The 16,332-nt window shown below is 71.0% G+C and carries 15 protein-coding genes; 10 read left to right on the top strand and 5 right to left on the bottom strand.

Features of this window, described 5'->3' with window-relative positions:
* Window positions 1-161: 161 nt before the first annotated feature.
* From mraZ to RZ1_RS17680, 3 genes are all read right to left on the bottom strand, one after another.
* Complete coding sequence (mraZ, locus tag RZ1_RS17690; protein ID WP_072813806.1) at window positions 162-593, bottom strand: division/cell wall cluster transcriptional repressor MraZ; 432 nt, start codon at window positions 591-593, stop codon at window positions 162-164.
* Between the two features lie 433 nt (window positions 594-1,026).
* Window positions 1,027-1,446 (bottom strand): SCO2097 family morphological protein, encoded by a 420-nt coding sequence (locus RZ1_RS17685; RefSeq protein WP_072813805.1) that lies wholly within the window; start codon window positions 1,444-1,446, stop codon window positions 1,027-1,029.
* Between the two features lie 185 nt (window positions 1,447-1,631).
* Window positions 1,632-2,084, bottom strand: coding sequence for an SAV_6107 family HEPN domain-containing protein (locus RZ1_RS17680; RefSeq protein ID WP_372481637.1), 453 nt, complete (start codon window positions 2,082-2,084; stop codon window positions 1,632-1,634).
* 157 nt (window positions 2,085-2,241) lie between these two features.
* On the opposite strand from RZ1_RS17680, the gene RZ1_RS17675 reads away from it, so the two are divergent.
* From RZ1_RS17675 to RZ1_RS17655, 5 genes are all read left to right on the top strand, one after another.
* The gene (locus tag RZ1_RS17675) at window positions 2,242-2,856 is read left to right on the top strand and encodes a GNAT family N-acetyltransferase (RefSeq protein WP_072813803.1); all 615 of its coding nucleotides are present in this window, start codon (window positions 2,242-2,244) and stop codon (window positions 2,854-2,856) included.
* Between the two features lie 9 nt (window positions 2,857-2,865).
* The gene (locus RZ1_RS17670; protein WP_072813802.1) at window positions 2,866-4,452 is read left to right on the top strand and encodes a phytoene desaturase family protein; all 1,587 of its coding nucleotides are present in this window, start codon (window positions 2,866-2,868) and stop codon (window positions 4,450-4,452) included.
* A 71-nt stretch (window positions 4,453-4,523) separates the two neighbouring features.
* A complete protein-coding gene (locus RZ1_RS17665) occupies window positions 4,524-5,336 on the top strand; it encodes a carotenoid biosynthesis protein (protein ID WP_072813866.1) in 813 nt (270 codons plus the stop codon).
* Between the two features lie 32 nt (window positions 5,337-5,368).
* Window positions 5,369-6,082, top strand: a complete 714-nt coding sequence (locus RZ1_RS17660) for an LppM family (lipo)protein (RefSeq protein WP_072813801.1) — start codon at window positions 5,369-5,371, stop codon at window positions 6,080-6,082.
* Window position 6,083: 1 nt separating this feature from the next.
* Window positions 6,084-7,253, top strand: coding sequence for a glycosyltransferase family 2 protein (locus RZ1_RS17655; RefSeq protein ID WP_244899351.1), 1,170 nt, complete (start codon window positions 6,084-6,086; stop codon window positions 7,251-7,253).
* Between the two features lie 42 nt (window positions 7,254-7,295).
* Here RZ1_RS17655 and metF read toward each other — a convergent pair whose 3' ends face one another.
* Window positions 7,296-8,276, bottom strand: a complete 981-nt coding sequence (gene metF, locus RZ1_RS17650) for a methylenetetrahydrofolate reductase [NAD(P)H] (RefSeq protein WP_072813800.1) — start codon at window positions 8,274-8,276, stop codon at window positions 7,296-7,298.
* Between the two features lie 138 nt (window positions 8,277-8,414).
* Between metF and RZ1_RS17645 the strand changes: the two genes are divergently transcribed.
* From RZ1_RS17645 to RZ1_RS17630, 4 genes are all read left to right on the top strand, one after another.
* Window positions 8,415-9,509: a polyprenyl synthetase family protein gene (locus tag RZ1_RS17645; protein ID WP_072813864.1), complete on the top strand. Its 1,095-nt coding sequence runs from the start codon at window positions 8,415-8,417 to the stop codon at window positions 9,507-9,509.
* Window positions 9,509-11,095 carry a phytoene desaturase family protein gene (gene crtI, locus RZ1_RS17640; RefSeq protein WP_072813799.1) on the top strand — a complete coding sequence of 529 codons (1,587 nt, stop codon included), beginning with the start codon at window positions 9,509-9,511 and terminating at the stop codon, window positions 11,093-11,095. Before RZ1_RS17645 ends, crtI begins: the two co-directional genes overlap by 1 nt.
* 93 nt (window positions 11,096-11,188) lie before the next feature.
* Window positions 11,189-12,796 carry an alpha-(1->6)-mannopyranosyltransferase A gene (locus RZ1_RS17635; RefSeq protein WP_072813798.1) on the top strand — a complete coding sequence of 536 codons (1,608 nt, stop codon included), beginning with the start codon at window positions 11,189-11,191 and terminating at the stop codon, window positions 12,794-12,796.
* The gene (locus RZ1_RS17630; RefSeq protein WP_072813797.1) at window positions 12,789-13,691 is read left to right on the top strand and encodes a phytoene/squalene synthase family protein; all 903 of its coding nucleotides are present in this window, start codon (window positions 12,789-12,791) and stop codon (window positions 13,689-13,691) included. Before RZ1_RS17635 ends, RZ1_RS17630 begins: the two co-directional genes overlap by 8 nt.
* A 52-nt stretch (window positions 13,692-13,743) precedes the next feature.
* On the opposite strand, the gene RZ1_RS17625 is transcribed toward RZ1_RS17630, so the two are convergent.
* Window positions 13,744-14,115 (bottom strand): Rv2175c family DNA-binding protein, encoded by a 372-nt coding sequence (locus tag RZ1_RS17625; RefSeq protein ID WP_238072382.1) that lies wholly within the window; start codon window positions 14,113-14,115, stop codon window positions 13,744-13,746.
* Window positions 14,116-14,264: 149 nt separating this feature from the next.
* Here RZ1_RS17625 and pknB point away from each other — a divergent pair, with 149 nt between their 5' ends.
* Window positions 14,265-16,283, top strand: a complete 2,019-nt coding sequence (gene pknB / locus RZ1_RS17620) for a Stk1 family PASTA domain-containing Ser/Thr kinase (RefSeq protein WP_139281882.1) — start codon at window positions 14,265-14,267, stop codon at window positions 16,281-16,283.
* Window positions 16,284-16,332 lie beyond the last annotated feature (49 nt).

The following is a 16,332-nucleotide window of genomic DNA, read 5'->3' as shown; positions in this document are numbered from 1 at the left end:
ATACGCGGGCGGCGAATGCATCGAGGTCTCTGTCCGATGCGGGGACCTGGCGCTGGGGAAGTGCGTCAGGGCTCCTTCGCCGAACCTGGCGCTGGGGAAGTGCGTCAGGGTCGACCTCGGGCAGAGGCCTCGCGGCACTCGCCGCGCGGCCGAAGCAGCAGTTACAGGATGTCTTGCAGCGCCTCGTCCCTCGCCTCCGAAAACTCTTCCTCGTGGTCGGCGAGGTAGGTCTCCCACGCCGTCGCGTCCCAGATCTCGAGGTGCTTGATCGCACCGATCACGACGCAGTCCTTGGTGAGCCCGGCGTATTTGCGGTGCGCCGCGGAGAGCGTGATCCGCCCCTGCGCGTCGGGCCGCTGCTCGTCGGTGCCGGACGCGAGGCTGCGCAGGAACGCGCGAGCCTGCGGATTGCTCCGCGACGCGGCAGCGGCCCGCTCTGCGAGTGCCGCGAACTCGTCGCGCGGAAAGACGGTCAGGCTGTGGTCCTGCCCTTTGGTGATCATCAGCCCTCCCGCCAGTTCGTCTCGATACTTCGCCGGCAGCGTGAGCCGACCCTTGTCATCCAACTTCGGCGTGTGGGTTCCGAGAAACACTCGTCACTCCCGCCCTCGTCGGCCGGACCATTCGTGTCCGACGGGGCAACCCGCGCCGCCCCGCCGCGACCCACAGTACCCCACTTTGCCCCACGTTCAACCAATTACGGCCCCGAATCGCCGGGCGTTTCACCCGAAATCGCTGTTCAAAGCGGTGGGGTGGAGTGGGGCACATTCGGGTGCGGTGCGCGGTCGAGGACCCGGTCGCGCGACGACGTCCCGAGCGGAGTCCGGTGGGCGCGGGAAAACCCAGGTCGGCGCGCCCGCACCGGCCCGCGTCGCCGGCGTCACCGACAGGGATGGGGGATGTGGGGGAAGCCCGGCGGGGGTGAATGTGGGGGCAAGTCGAACGGCGGACGACGAACGGCGCGACCCCAGCACAAAGGGGTCGCGCCGTTCGCGATCTTCCTGTCACGCGTGGTCGAACACGCGTCTATTCCTGTTCGAAACGCCGCCGGAAGCGTTCCTCCATCCGATGGGTGAACCCACCGGTGGATTTGCGGTTCCCTCTGGTCCGCGTTCCCTGCCCAGAACTCGATCCGCCCCCTCGGGGAGCGTCACCGAGCGACTTTCCGCGCCGACCCCCGACGAGGAGCAGAACGCCCGCGCCGAACATCACGAGAAAGCCGAGCAAGCTGATGATCGGGAACCCACCCGGCTTCACCGGTAAGGCGACACCCGCGATCAACAACGCCAGGCCCACTACGAACAGCGCACCGGCTTGCAGCCGTCGCCGGCTGCCCGCCATGCCCAACCGACTGCCTCGGACGGTCGAGGCAAACTTGGGATCCTCAGCATAGAGCGCGCTCTCGATTTGATCGAGCATGCGCTGCTCGTGCTCGGAGAGTGGCACGGTACCTCCCCCGGCACTAAAACGGTGGCCACCGAATCCTCCGGTAGGAAACGGCGGGGGGCCGACTTTGACGGCCGCCTGATGTCAATAATACGAGTACATCATGCGCTGGACCACCAACTCCGACAGGGAGTCCCGGAGGGCCCGCCGAACGTCCCCGCAGCCCGGCATCGAAGGTCCCGGGTTCATTCCGAAACGGCGACTCGATCGGACAGACAATCCTCAACCTCATGGAGGAACGAACCGACCTCGCCGTAGAACGTGTCGACCTCCTCGGCAGGCAGCGACCGCGTGATCCCCGCCTCGATCGCCGCGCGGGTCGCGGAGCGGTCCGCGAAGAAGTCCGCCCAGCGCGCGAATCCGGGATCCGCCTTCGTCATGAGCACCCACGCGTTGCGGGTCCGGGTCCGCCGGACCGACTGACCGGCCCGCACCTCGGCGACCGCGAGCACCGCACCCGCTCCCCGCAGCGCCGCGAGATAGGCGAGCTGAAACCGTTCCGCGGCGTCGGGTGTTCCGGCGGCCTCGGACAGCAGCTCGTCGGCCCGGCGGAGCATCGTCGCCGCCCGCGAAGACACCGGACGTGCAACGCAGCGCCGACGTCCGGGCACTGCTCCCCCGTCGGCAATCTGTGGCACGGCCATCATCCACCTCCCCGTGACTTCGGGCCGGCGATCCGGGGATGTTCGCTTCCCTCGAACATCACCGGATCACCGTTATCGAACATGCGTTCGACGTATTCAATATAGCTGCACCCACCGACACATCGTCAAGGGAAGGCGGATTCCTCCCCGCATGAGTACGGACGCGACACCGCACGACGCGGCGCCGATACTTCTCGAACTGTCCCCGGCGGAATTCCGCGCGCGGCTACCCGAAATGCTCCCCATCTACGTCGCGGCCATGAAATATCCCCGCGGAACCGAGTACCACCGCGCCCCGATGTGGTCCGAACACGCCGGCCGCGCCGGGTGGCGCGCCGTCGCCGCTGCCCTTCCGCAGGACCCGTCGACCCTCGTCGCCATCGCCTACGGCTACCGCGGTGCGCCACAGCAGTGGTGGAACCAGCAGGTCCGGTCCGGGATGAGACACGCCGGGTATTCCGCCGAGCGAATCGACGACGCCCTCGGCGACTACTTCGAACTGACCGAACTGCACGTCCATCCCGACGCTCAGGGACACCGCATCGGCGAAGCCCTCCTGCTGCGGTTGCTCGACGGCCGGCCGGAACGAACGGTCCTGCTGTCCACCCCCGAAGTACCCGACGAGGACAACCGCGCGTGGCGGCTGTACCGCCGCCTCGGATTCCGCGATGTGGTACGCCGGTTCGTCTTCACCGGCGACGCGCGTCCGTTCGCGGTACTCGGGCGCGAACTCCCCCTGACGGTCGCATCCGAACCGCGGCGATAGCCTGGGCACGTGATCGACGCAGTCGTGGTGGGTTCCGGGCACAACGCCCTCGTCTCCGCGTGCTATCTGGCACGCGCCGGTCGCTCGGTGGAGGTGCTCGAACGCGATACCGTCCTCGGCGGCGCCGTCTCCACCGTCGAACGGTTCCCGGGCCACGCCGTCGACCGCGGCTCGTCCGCGCACATCATGATCCGCCACACCGGGATCCTCGAGGAGCTCGAACTCGACGGTTTCGGCCTGCGCTATCTCGACTGCGACCCGTGGGCCTTCGCACCCGCCCCATCGGGAGGCGACCGTCCCGGAATCGTCTTCCACCGCGACCTCGAGCGCACCTGCCGATCGATCGAAGCCGCGTGCGGCGCGCGCGAGGCAGACGCCTATCGGCGCTTCGTCGACGTGTGGGGTCCGCGCAGCGCCGCCGTCATGCGGTCGTTCTCCGCGCCGCCCACCGGCCGGCATCTCGTCTCGTCCTTCTGGGGCCTGGACACCGGCAGCGGCGGCAGCGACCTGTCGCGCCGATTCCTGGCGTCCGGCGACGCGCTGCTCGACGAGTACTTCGACGACGAGCCGCTGAAGGCCGCACTGGCGTGGTTCGGCGCACAGTCCGGACCACCGATGTCCGAGCCGGGAACCGCGCCCATGGTCGGGTTCGCGGCCCTGATGCACACGCTGCCGCCGGGACGGGCCGTCGGCGGAAGCGGCGCCCTCACCCGCGCTCTCACCGCACGGTTGGCGTCGGACGGCGGCACCGTGACGCTCGGCGACGGTGTCACCGAACTGCGCCGCGGGAGCGGCGGGTGGACGGTCCGAACCGAATCCGGCCGCACCGTCACCGCACGCGCGGTGATCGCCGGATGCCACATCCTGACCACCCTCGACCTGCTCGAACACGGCGGCTATGACCGCACCCGGCTGATCGACTGGCGGCGCCGCATCCGCGTGGGACCGGGCATCGGGATGGTGCTGCGCCTGGCCACCGACGCGCTTCCCGCGTACGCCGGCACCACGTCCCCGGCGGACACAACGCGAGGGCTGCAGCTGCTCGTCGACGACAGGGCGCACCTGCGGCTCGCACACGGCGCGGCGCTCGCCGGGGAACTGCCGCCCCGCCCGGCGGTCCTGGGGATGAGCTTCACGGCATTGGATCCGTCGATCGCACCGGCCGGCGAGCACCAGGTGACGCTGTGGTCCCAGTGGCATCCACACCGGCTGTCCGGCGATCGCCGCTGGGCGGACCTCGCCGAATCCGAGGCGGACCGGATCGTCGCGGAGATGGAGTCGCGTGCGCCCGGATTCGCCTCGACCATCCGGCACCGGCACATCCAGACGCCGGAGAACATCGAGCAGGAACTGGGCATGATCGGCGGCAACGTCATGCACGTGGAGATGTCGCTGGACCAGATGTTCATGTGGCGGCCGCTGCCGGAACTGTCGCAACACCGGGTGCCGGACGCGGCCGGGTTGTACCTGACCGGTGCGTCGACGCATCCCGGCGGGGGCGTGTCGGGTGCGAGCGGACGCAGCGCCGCCCACGCCGTGCTGGCCGACACCGACGGTGGACCCCTGCGCCGCATCGTCCGGCGGCTGAGCCGTTGATCCCGCTCCGGACCCCGGCGGACACTGCCGCCCGGACCGTGCCGCCGCGCCGGACGGCGCCCCCGAGCCGGATACCTGCCGCCGCACTCGCCGTCACAGCACTCGCCGTCGCTGCCGTGGCCGCACAGATCGCCTATCCCCTCGCCCACGGATCCGCTCGCGACGTCGTCACCGTGCTGGTGGTGGCACTGCTGGCCGCCACCTGCCTGACACACGCCGCAGTCCACCGGGGCGTGCCGTGGGCAACGGGACTGTTCGTGATCTCGGCCGGACTGGGTTTCACCTCCGAGGTGGTCGGCACCGCCACCGGATTCCCGTACGGGTGCTACGCGTACGCCACCGACCGGCTCGGCCCCGCGCTGTTCGACGTACCGCTCGTGGTGCCGCTGGCATGGACCGCCGGCCTCTACCCCGTGTGGTGTGTGGCGTCGCGGCTGACCGAGCGGGACGCATCGCGGATCGCGGCGGCAACGGTGGGGATGGTCGGATGGGATCTGTACCTGGATCCGCAGATGGTCGCGGACGGGCAGTGGACGTGGTGCCACGGCTCCGCGCTGCCCGGGCTCACGCACATCCCACTCTCCAACTACGCAGGATGGGTCGCCGTGGCCGCCGTCATGGCCACCGCACTCACCGCACTCGACCGGGTGTCCCGACGATCCCGGGGCGACGACACAGTGCCGATCGCGTTGTTCCTGTGGACGTGGCTCGGGTCGGCACTCGCACACGCCGTCTTCCTCGACGCCCCGGAGCTGCGCTGGTCGGCCGTCTACGGACTCGCTGCGATGGGACTGCTCGGAGTCCCCCTGCTGGTGTCGCTGCGCCGCGATCTCCGCGCCCACCGGAACCAGCGGCGACGCGCCGGGACACCCCCGGACCTCTGACATCCCCGCAGGATGCTGGCACGATATTCGCTGTGCAGCCGTCCCTCACCCCTGCTCGACGCCGCCGACCGATCCGGCTGGCGGCCCTCGTTCTCCTGTTGCTTCCCCTGCTCGCGGGCTGCCTGCGTGCCCAGGTGACGATGGGTGTCTCGGCCGACGACCGGGTGTCCGGCCAGATCGTCGCCGCGACCATCCCCATCGACGAGAACGACAGGGGACCGCAGCTCGTCGTCCCGAACTCGCTGGCCGGACGGGTCCGCGTCCAGGAGTACAAGCAGGACGGTTACGTCGGCAGCCAGGTGTTCTTCAGCGACCTGTCGTTCGGCGACGTGCAGCAACTCGGCGCGATGACCGACCAGAGCGCCGGCTCGTTCCAGATCTCGTTGCAGCGGGCGGGAGACCTCGTCGCCCTCACCGGCAAGGTCGATCTCGAGTCGGTCCCCGCGCAAGGCACCGACGTGCAGTTCACGATCGCGTTCCCGGCCCGGATCGCCACCACCAACGGCACCCGCGAATCCGACTCGGTCGTCACCTGGAAGCTGCCCGCCGGAGACGTCACGAACCTGCGCGCCGAAGTCCGCTACGCCGATCCCAACACACGCGGCTTCGCCGGGTGGGCGGGCATCGTCGCCGGGGTCACGATCGGGGTCGCACTGATCATCGGCGGCCTGGCATGGCTCAACCGCAACCCGGCACCCGCCCGCGCGTCGTCGAACGGCCCGGCCCCGGACTCCGACGAGACCTGACGTGACCCGATCCGGCGCAGCAGTGATCACGCGCTGCGGTGCAGCAGTGATCACGCGCTGCGGCGCAGCAGTAGCCCTGCTCGGTGCGGTCACCGCCGTCGCCAACCGGCTCTCCCTGCCGCGGCTCGAGCCGGGCGCCGCGACCGCCGAGCCGGTCACCGTGCTGGTTCCCGCCCGCGACGAAGCGCACCGCGTGCCGGACCTCGTCGCGGATCTGTGCGCCCAGCAGGGGGTGCCCGGGATGCGGGTGATCGTTCTCGACGACGACTCGTCCGACGGCACCGCCGACGCCGCGCGGCAGGCCGCCGCCGGGGACGACCGCATCGTCGTGGTGCGCAGCACGCAGCCGCCGCCGGCGGGCTGGACCGGCAAGGCCGCCGCGTGCGCGCACGCCTACCGGATCGCGGGAGCGGGCGCCGGCGTGGTGGTATTCGTCGACGCCGATGTACGCCTCGCGCCTCAGGCATTGGCCGCTGCGGTGACCTCACTGCGGCGGATGCGCGCCGACCTGCTCTCGCCGTGGCCGTTCCAGGTGGCCGGATCCCGTGCCGAGAAGCTGCTGCAGCCGTTGCTGTGCTGGTCCTGGTTCTCGTCGCTGCCCGTCGCGGTGGCCAATCGCACGACGCGACCGTCGATGGCCGTCGCGTGCGGCCAGTTCCTCGTGTTCGACGCTCGCGCGTACGCCGCGATCGGCGGCCACGCGGTGGTCGCGGCAAGTCCCACCGAGGATCTCGATCTCGCCCGCACCCTGCGCACCGCGGGCCGGCGCACGGTGGTCGCGGCGGCCGGACCGTTCGCGTCGTGCCGCATGTATCTCGATCGTCGACAGCTCGCCGCCGGCTACACCCGCTGGCTGTGGTCGGCGTTCGGATCGCCCGTCGGCGCGGTCGCGGTCCTCGCCGGCTACACGCTCGCCTACGTGCTGCCCCCGGTGTCCGCGATCGCCGGGCGCGGCGCCGTCCGCCGCTGGGGTCTGGCCGGCACCGCCGCCGCGCTCGTCTCGCGCGCACTGGCCCGGTCCGCCGAGCGCGGGACGGCCGTGACCGGATCGGACGCGGTGTCGGCGCTCGGCCATCCCGCCGCGATCGCAGGATTCGGCGCGCTGACCGTCGCGTCCCTGCGTGCCCGGCGCCGGGGCCGGACCGACTGGAAGAACCGGCCGCTCCCCTGAACTGCCCGGATCCGAACTACCCGGGTCCGTTCCGGCTGTTGGTCAGACCGGCTGGACGAGCGGAGCCGGGAGCTCGATCCCGAGCCGCGCCAGCACCTCGCTGGTCGCGCGCGCAAAGTTCAGCGTGATGAAGTGCAAACCGGGCGCACCCTCCGCGATGAGCCGCTCGCACATCTCGGTCGCCACCTCGATTCCGACCTCGCGGACCGCGGCGCGGTTCTCCTCGGGACCGTCGCCCGCCGCCCGCACGAGCCGCTCCTCGAGTTCCGCGGGGAGCCGTGAGCCCGACAGTTCGAGACTGCGCCGCGCAGACCGCAGCGAGGTGATCGGCATGATCTCGGGAATGATCGGCTTCAGTGCCTGTTCCGCGTCGCACGCGGCGACCCGGTCGCGCAACCGCAGATAATGCTCGACGTCGAAGAACATCTGGGTGATCGAGTACTCGGCCCCGGCGCGCAGCTTCTGTACCAGGTACCGGGTGTCGTGATCGAGATCCGGGGACCGATGATGCCCCTCCGGGAAGGAGGCCACCCCTACGTGGAAGTCGCCGAGCTCACGCACGAGCCGGACCAGGTCTTCGGCGTGTTCGACACCGTGCGGGTGCGGAGTCCATTCGCCCAGCGGGTCGCCGGGCGGATCGCCACGCAGCGCCAGGATGTTGCTGATTCCGCGGTCCGCGTAGGCCCCCACCATCGCGCGCAACTCGTCGATGCTGTGCCCGACCGCGGTCAGGTGGGCGACCGGCAGCAACGTCGTCTCCTCGGCGAGCTGACCGGTCACCCGGACGGTGCGGTCCCGGGTGGAGCCACCGGCACCGTAGGTCATCGACACGAATGCCGGGCCGAGCCGTTCGAACTCGCGCACGGCACGCCAGAGCCGCGCTTCGGCGGCGGCGTCGCGCGGCGGGGAGAATTCGACCGAGAACGGGATCCGGCCGTGAGACGGCAGCCGCAACCGATCGACGATCGACGGTGTGCGGGATGTCCCGCCGCCCTGGCCCCCGCTGACGGAATCGCATGTCACCCGACCAGCATAGGCGGCCGGAGAGCAGTGAGTTCCTTCCGCCCCCGATAGGGTGGGCCCTGGCGCCGCGACCTCACCACCGACTCGGTGCACGCCCGATCGACGCCGGCGCCCGCCCATTCGACCAGGAGGAATCCCCTGTCCACCGGATCTGCTCACGTCCCGTCCTCGCTGCTGCCCGAACTCGTCGAGGGCGCCCTGCGGGAGTTCTTCGTCTCGCGCGCCGACATCGTCGGCGCGGTCGGCGGGGGTTACCCCGACGCGGTCGCCGCGCTCGAGTCGTTCGTGTTGCGCGGCGGCAAGCGGGTGCGGCCGGCGTTCGCGTGGACCGGCTGGATCGGCGCCGGCGGCGACCCGACCGGACCGGACGCGGGCGCGGTGTTGCGCGCGTGCTCGGCGCTGGAGCTGGTGCAGGCGGGTGCGCTGGTGCACGACGACATCATCGATACCTCCACCACGCGCCGTGGTTTCCCGACCGTGCACGTCGAGTACGCAGAACTGCATCGCACCTCGCGATGGCGTGGCGTGCCCGAACGGTTCGGCGAGTCCGTGGCGATCCTCCTCGGCGACCTGGCTCTGGTGTGGGCCGACGACATGCTGCGCGAGGCCGGGCTGGACGCGGCGACCGCGGCGCGCGTCACGCCGGTGTGGTCGGCGATGCGCACCGAGGTTCTGGGCGGCCAGTTCCTCGACATCGCCGGGGAGTCGGCCGGCGACGAATCGGTCGAGGCGGCGATGCGGGTGAACCGGTACAAGACGGCGGCGTACACGATCGAACGCCCCCTGCATCTGGGTGCGGTCCTCGCCGGGGCCGACGACGCGCTGGTGGACGCGTACCGCCGCTTCGGAACGGATGTGGGTATCGCGTTCCAGCTGCGCGACGACCTGCTCGGGGTGTTCGGCGACCCGGAGATCACCGGCAAGCCATCCGGGGACGACCTGCGCGCGGGGAAGCGGACCGTGTTGTTCGCGCTCGCGCTCGCCGCCGCCGACGCGACCGCCCCGGCGTCGGCACAGCTGCTGCGCGACGGGATCGGCACGGACCTGACCGACGATCAGGTCGAGCAGCTGCGCGGGGTCATGACCGAGCTCGGTGCCGTCGACCGGGTCGAACGGCGGATCACCGCGCTCACCGAGGAGGCGTTCGCCGCGCTCGACGCGTCCGATGCCACCGAGGAGGGCAAGGTGATGTTGCGCGACTGGGCGCTCGCCGCGACGCGCCGGACAGCCTGATGCACGCGACGCGCACCGTCGCCGGGGCCGAGCACGTCGTCGTGGTGGGCGCCGGGCTCGCGGGCCTGTCGGCGGCGCTGCACCTGCGCGGGGACGGCCGCGAGGTCACCGTCCTCGAACGCGACCGGTCCGTGGGCGGCCGCGTCGGCACCCATGCCGGGCCCGGCTACGAGATCGACAACGGCGCCACGGTGCTGACGATGCCGGAACTGATCGCCGATGCGCTGGCCGCGGTCGGCGCGGACTTCACGTCGGTGGATCCGCCGCTGCGCATCCACCCGATGACGCCCGCCTATCACGCCCGGTTCACCGACGGCAGCAGCCTCGAGGTGCATTCGGACCCGGATCGGATGGTCACGGAGGTCACCCGTGTGTGCGGCCCTGAGGAGGCGCGCCGCTATCTGCGGCTGCGGCGCTGGCTCGCGGACATCTTCGACGCCGAGTTCGCCCGCTTCATGGACGCGAACTTCGACTCGCCCCTCGACCTGGTCGGTTCCCCGGATTCGGTGCGGGACCTGCTGCGGCTCGTGCGGCTCGGTGGTTTCGGCCGGCTCGGCGCCCAGGTGAACCGGAAGGTCACCGATCCGCGGCTGCGACGCATCTTCACGTTCCAGGCCCTGTACGCCGGGGTCGCCCCGGCGCGCGCACTCGCGGTGTACGCGGCGATCGCGCACATGGACACCTCCCTCGGGGTCTTCTCCGTCGAGGGCGGCATGCGCTCGGTGGCGCGCGGCCTCGCCGACGCGCTCGTGGCAGCCGGCGGCACCGTCCGGCTCGGCACCGAGGTCGGCGGCCTCGAGTTCGACGGCCGCCGAGTGGTCGCGGTGAGCACCACCGACGGCGGCCGCTATCCGTGCGATGCGGTCGTACTGACCCCGGACCTGCCGGTTGTCGACGCCCTGCTGCCGCGGCCCCGTCGTCGTCGCGCGGTTGCGTCCCCGTCCGCGGTCGTGCTGCACGGCACGGTCCCCACGGCCGTCACCGTGGGCTGGCCGGCCCGGCACCACCACACCATCGACTTCGGTACGGCGTGGGAGAGCACGTTCGCCGAGATCACCGCGCGACGTGGCCGTGGCCGGCTGATGCGCGATCCGTCGCTGCTTATCACCCGGCCCGCGCTGAGCGACCCCGGTCTGCTGCTGACCCGCGACGGAACCGAGCACGAACCGCTGTCGGTGCTCGCGCCGTGCCCGAACCTGGACAGCGCGGCCTACGACTGGCCGCGCCTGGCCGCTCCGTACTCGGCCGAGCTGTGTGCCGTGCTCGAGCAGCGCGGATACGCGGGGATTGCCGCCGGGTTCCGCATCGACCGCGTGGACACACCGCAGACGTGGCTCGAGCAGGGCATGCTCGCGGGCAGCCCGTTCGGCGGCGCACATCTGTTCCGGCAGACCGGACCGTTCCGCCGGCGCAACCTCGATCCGCGGTATCCGAACGTGGTGTTGGCCGGGTCCGGCACCGTCCCCGGGGTCGGGGTGCCGACGGTGCTGCTCTCGGGTCGGCTCGCGGCCGAACGGCTCGGCGTCCGCCGCCGGTCCGACGCGGGTTCCCGCACGGCGGGCGGCACGGTTCCAGGACTCAACTAAACTGTCCTTTCGTTCGTAGATCACCTGCACTGCGTCACGGTGTGCAATCCGCACAGCGTCACGGCGTGCATCAGGGGGAGGAAACCGTAACCAATGTCGTCCCCTGCTGCCCCCGATGCCGCATCGGACGCCTCACCGACCGCCGACGGGAAGCTCCGGCAGCCCGGTCGCGTCGGCGCGTTCCTGCGCAGTCCCGCCGGGAACGCGGCGGTGCTCGGCGCGGTCGGCGCCGCGCTGCTGGCGTTCGGCAGTTTCGGCGCCGGGAGCGTCCGCCGCCAGGATCCGCTGCTCGAGGAACTGTTCCTGTCGTGGCTGCGGTTCGGTCACGGGCTGTTGCTGTCGACGATCCTCGTCTGGGCGGGCGTTCTGCTGATGATCGCGGCGTGGGTGCGGCTCGGTCGCAGCGCCCGCGCCGGCGAGGTGAGCCTGCGCGACACCTGGACGGTGCTGCCCGTGTGGGTGGCACCCCTGCTGATCGCGACCCCGATGTTCAGCCGCGACGCGTACTCGTATCTCGCCCAGGGCGCGATGCTCCGCGACGGTTTCGACCCGTATGTCGACGGCCCGGTGGTCAACCCGGGCGTTCTGCTCGACAACGTCAGCAACGTGTGGACGACGACGACGACGCCCTACGGACCGGTGCATCTGCTGCTCGGTGCCGGTATCACGTCACTGACCGGGGACAACGTCGTGTTAGGAACGTGGTTGTGGCGGCTGACGATGCTGCCGGGGCTGGTCCTGATGGCGTGGGCGGTCCCGAAACTCGCGCGCAAGATGAGCGGCGATCCGACCATCGCCATGTGGCTGGCCGTGCTGAACCCGCTCGTGCTGATCCACCTCATCGGCGGGGTCCACAACGAACTGCTCATGGTCGGCCTGATGATGGCCGGCATCGTGCTCGTGCTCGAACGCCGGCACGTCGGCGGTATCGCACTCGTGTCGCTCGGTGCGGCGATCAAGGCGACTGCAGGTCTGGCCCTGCCGTTCCTGATCTGGGTGTGGATGGCACATGAGCGCGATCGGGCCCGGGAGGAAGGGCGCGACCCGGCCGCACCGGTTCTGTTGTTCGTCAAGACGGCGGGTGTCGGCGTGGTGGTGTTCGCCGCCGTGTTCGGTGCCGCCTCCGCACTCGCCGGTGTCGGCATCGGATGGCTCACGGCGCTGTCCGGTTCGTCGAAGATCATCAACTGGCTGTCGCTGCCGACGATGATGGCGCATGTCCTGACGTGGTTCACGCCGTGGCGGCTCGGGCCGGTGCTCGAGGTGACCCGCATGATCTGCATGGCGGCGCTCCTGGTGATCCTGGTGTGGGCGTGGTGGCGGTTCCGTCGTACCGAACGCGACGCGATCCTCGGCATCGTGGTCGCGCTGACCGCGGTGACCGTGCTCTCCCCCGCCGCGTTGCCGTGGTACTACTCGTGGCCGCTCGCCGTCGCCGCGGCGTTTGCGATGTCGACGCGGACGTTGACGCTGCTCGTGGGCCTGTCCACCTGGCTGATGGTGATCTTCAATCCGGACGGGTCGATCGGTCTGTACAACATCGCGCACGTGGCCGTCGCGATCTTCGTTTCGGTGGTTGCGGCGCTGTCCCTGACGACGGTCGATCCGCTGCACCTGCGTTCCCGGCACCGCGCACCGGACCCCACCGCGGCCACGAGCCCGCCACCCGCGGCGACCGTGGAGCCCCGCGGAAGTGACTGACGACCTGGCCGAGGCGTTCCGCTACTGCGCGCGGCTCACCGCCACCCACGGACGCACCTACCACCTGGCCTCGCGTCTGCTGCCCCCGGACCGTCGCGCCGGTGTACATGCCCTCTACGGGTTCGCCCGGACCGTCGACGACATCGTCGACGTCACCGCCGTCGACGACCCGGAAACGGCCTCCCGGCAGGTCGACACGGTGCGGACGCGTCTGCACGCCGCGCTCGGCGGCGATCCCGGCCCGGCCGACGAGGTCGGTCTCGTGGTGCGGGCAGCGGCCGACACCATCGGCCGCTATCGGATTCCCCTCGCCTATTTCGACGCGTTCGTCCGATCGATGCGCATGGACATCCCGGGGACCGCGGAGTTCCGCGACCGGTACCGCGACATGGCGGAATTGCAGGAATACATGTACGGGTCGGCAGCGGTGATCGGCCTGCAGCTGCTGCCCGTGTTCGGCGTCGACGATCCCGACCGGGCGGCCCCGTACGCGGCCGCGCTGGGCACCGCGTTCCAGCTGACGAACTTCGTGCGAGACGTCGGCGAGGATCTTGCGCGCGGACGGATCTACCTCCCGGCCGACGGCTGGTCCGCGTTCGGTGTGGACGACGAACTGCTCGCCGAATGCCGGCGCACCGGCACACCCGATCGGCGGGTACGACGGGCGCTGGCGCATTTTGTGGCGCTCGCGCGCGCCGACTATCGGCGCGCCGAGCCGGGACTGGCGCTGCTCCCCGACCGTGTCCGACCCGGAATCCGGGCGGCGTTCGTGCTGTACGGCCGCATTCTCGACGAGGTCGAGGACCACGGATACCGGGTGTTCGACCGGCGGGTCGTCGTGCCGCGCCGGCGGCGGGTGGCGGTGCTGCTCACACAGCTCGCCTCCCGCCGCTGACGGTCACCGGACGCTGTCGCCCGGAGAGTGTCGCCGAGAAGCGCTGTGTCGCTCAGAAGCCCAGGGCCTGGGCTCGGCGCACGACCTCGCGCGCCGAATGCGTGTGCAGCGCCGCGGCCGGGCTGCCACCTTCGAGCGAGTCGTCCTCACGGAACAACCAGGTCAGGATCTCGTCGTCACGGAAACCCCCGTCGTGCAGCACCGAGATCAGGCCCGGCACGCTCTCGAGGATCTGCCCGTCGTCACCGAAGAAGGCCTCCGGCACGGCCAGCACACCGTCGCGCTTGATCGCCAGGAGCTGGCGGTCCCGCAGCATCTGGTGGACGCGGGTGATGACGACACCGATTTGTTTCGACACATCGACGAGTTGCAGCACCGGCACCGAAGGGTCCAGCACGTCGTCGCAGAACGGGATTGCACTCACCCGGGTAACGTTATCGGGTTCGATCCGCCGTGCGCGAAGGGCCGTCCCGTCCGGGGCGCTGGCTACGATCGACTGGGGTGAACGACCCCACCCACACAGGAACCGACCGACGTCGCGCAGCGGCGTTGCAGAACACGGGGGTACACCGCGTGACCGCTGGAGGCGACCGGATGGTCGGCATCGTGCTCGATGGGCGCTACCGGATCGAAGCGCCCATCGCCCGGGGCGGAATGTCGACGGTGTACCGGGGAACCGACATGCGGCTCGACCGGCCGGTCGCGGTGAAGGTGATGGATCCGCAGCTCGCTGCCGATCCCCAGTTCCGCACCCGATTCGAGTTCGAGGCGCGGGCGGTCGCGAAGCTGAACCATCCCGGGCTTGTCGCCGTGTACGACCAGGGGCACGACGGGGAGCACGCGTTCCTCGTGATGGAGCTCGTGGAGGGGGGCACCCTGCGCGAATTGCTGCGCGAACGTGGTCCGATGCCCCCGCACGCCGCCGCCGCGGTCGCGGCGCCGGTCCTCGGGGCCCTCGCCGTCGCGCACCGCGCGGGTCTCGTGCACCGCGACGTCAAACCGGAGAACATCCTCATCTCCGACGGCGGTGAGGTGAAGATCGCCGATTTCGGGCTGGTGCGTGCCGTCGCCGCCGCGACCACGACGTCCCGCAGCGTAATCCTCGGCACCGCCGCGTATCTGTCGCCGGAGCAGGTGACGGTCGGGAACGCCGACGCACGCAGCGACGTGTACTCGGCGGGCGTCGTGCTGTTCGAGATGCTCACCGGACGCACGCCGTTCACCGGCGACACCTCACTGTCGGTCGCCTACCAGCGGGTCGAGAAGGACGTTCCCGATCCGGGGTCCTGCATCGACGGGGTGCCCCCGGAATTCGACGAGCTGGTCCGGCACGCCACCGAACGCGAACCCGGTCAACGCTTCGACGACGCCGGAGCGATGGCCTCGGCGCTGACCGGGGTGTGCGACACGCTGGAGCTGCCCCGCTACCGGGTGCCCGCGCCGCGCCGTGGCTCCGCCGCGGTCGTCGCCGGAGCCGCGGCCGCCGCTCCGGCGCAACCCGCCGAGGTGGGGGCGGCGCCGTCGTCCTCGGCGGCGGTCACGACCTTCGTTCCCTCGGATGCACCGCCCACCACGGTGATTCCCCCCGCCCCGCCCACCGCCGGACCGGCCGCACCGGTGACGACACGACACACGCGGGTCGTCACCCAGCAACAGCCGCGGGAGTTCGCACCGGCACCGGCGGCAAGGCCCGACTACGCGCTCGAACGGCGCGCGCAGCGGCGCAGGACGCTCGGCTGGATCATCGCGATCCTGGTCGTCGCGCTGTTCCTCGGCTACGGCGGATGGTGGCTCGGGGCGGGGCGGCTGGCCACGGTGCCCACGATCACGGGACTGGATCGGGCGGCCGCCGTGTCCGCACTGGAGGCCGCAGGGGTACCGAACGAAATTCGCGGGGAGTACTCCGACGACGCCCCCGTCGACGCCGTGCTCGGAACCGACCCGGCCGCCGGGGAACGAGTCGGCGACGGTGAGACGGTCGCGCTGCTGGTCTCGCTGGGCCGGCCGACGGTGCCCAAACTGCCCGGCGGGGGCGACCGGGCGACCGTCGAGGACGAGCTCCGCCGGCGCACGTTCGAACCGGTCGACGGCGGCACAGCCTTCAGCAGCACGGTTCCCGAGGGCGGGGTCGCCGCGCTGGATCCGGGTCCGGGCACGGAACTGGCGGTCGGTTCGGCGGTGAAGGTGATCATCAGCAAGGGCGCCGCCCCGATCGAGATGCCCGACGTCGCGGGCAAGAAGCCCGATGCCGCCCGGTCCCAGCTCGAGGACGCCGGTTTGGCCGTGGTCGACACCAGGGAGGTGTTCGACCCGAACGTCGACGCCGGCCGGGTCTCGGGCACGGATCCCGCAACCGGCACCGAGGTCGGTGCGGGCAGCAGCGTCACGCTGCTCGTGTCGAACGCCGTCAAGGTTCCGTCGCTGTTGGGACGTTCGGTGCCGGCGGCCCGCAAGGAACTGGAGCGGCTCGGCCTCGCGGTCGAGGTACGTCAGGTCGCGGACACGGACCGGTCGGTGGTGATCGGTCAGAGCCCCGGCGCCGGTGATCGGGTGGAGCCCGGCGGCACCGTCACGTTGACCGCCCTTCCCTGATCGCGAACCTCCCTGAGACGAGACCGGCCCCGGCGCGCGCCGGGGCCGG

Source organism: Rhodococcus zopfii NBRC 100606 = JCM 9919, from assembly GCF_001895025.1.
Classification (GTDB): domain Bacteria; phylum Actinomycetota; class Actinomycetes; order Mycobacteriales; family Mycobacteriaceae; genus Rhodococcus; species Rhodococcus zopfii.
The sequence above is the reverse complement of the archived record's forward strand: the minus strand, read 5'-3'. Positions and strand labels throughout refer to the sequence as shown.

What these genes read in the sequence shown, in the direction of transcription:
- RZ1_RS17675 (WP_072813803.1), top strand. Translation starts at nt 2,242, where the DNA reads ATGAGTACGGACGCGACACCGCACGACGCGGCGCCGATACTTCTCGAA.
- crtI (WP_072813799.1), top strand. Translation starts at nt 9,509, where the DNA reads ATGCACGCGACGCGCACCGTCGCCGGGGCCGAGCACGTCGTCGTGGTG.
- RZ1_RS17635 (WP_072813798.1), top strand. Translation starts at nt 11,189, where the DNA reads ATGTCGTCCCCTGCTGCCCCCGATGCCGCATCGGACGCCTCACCGACC.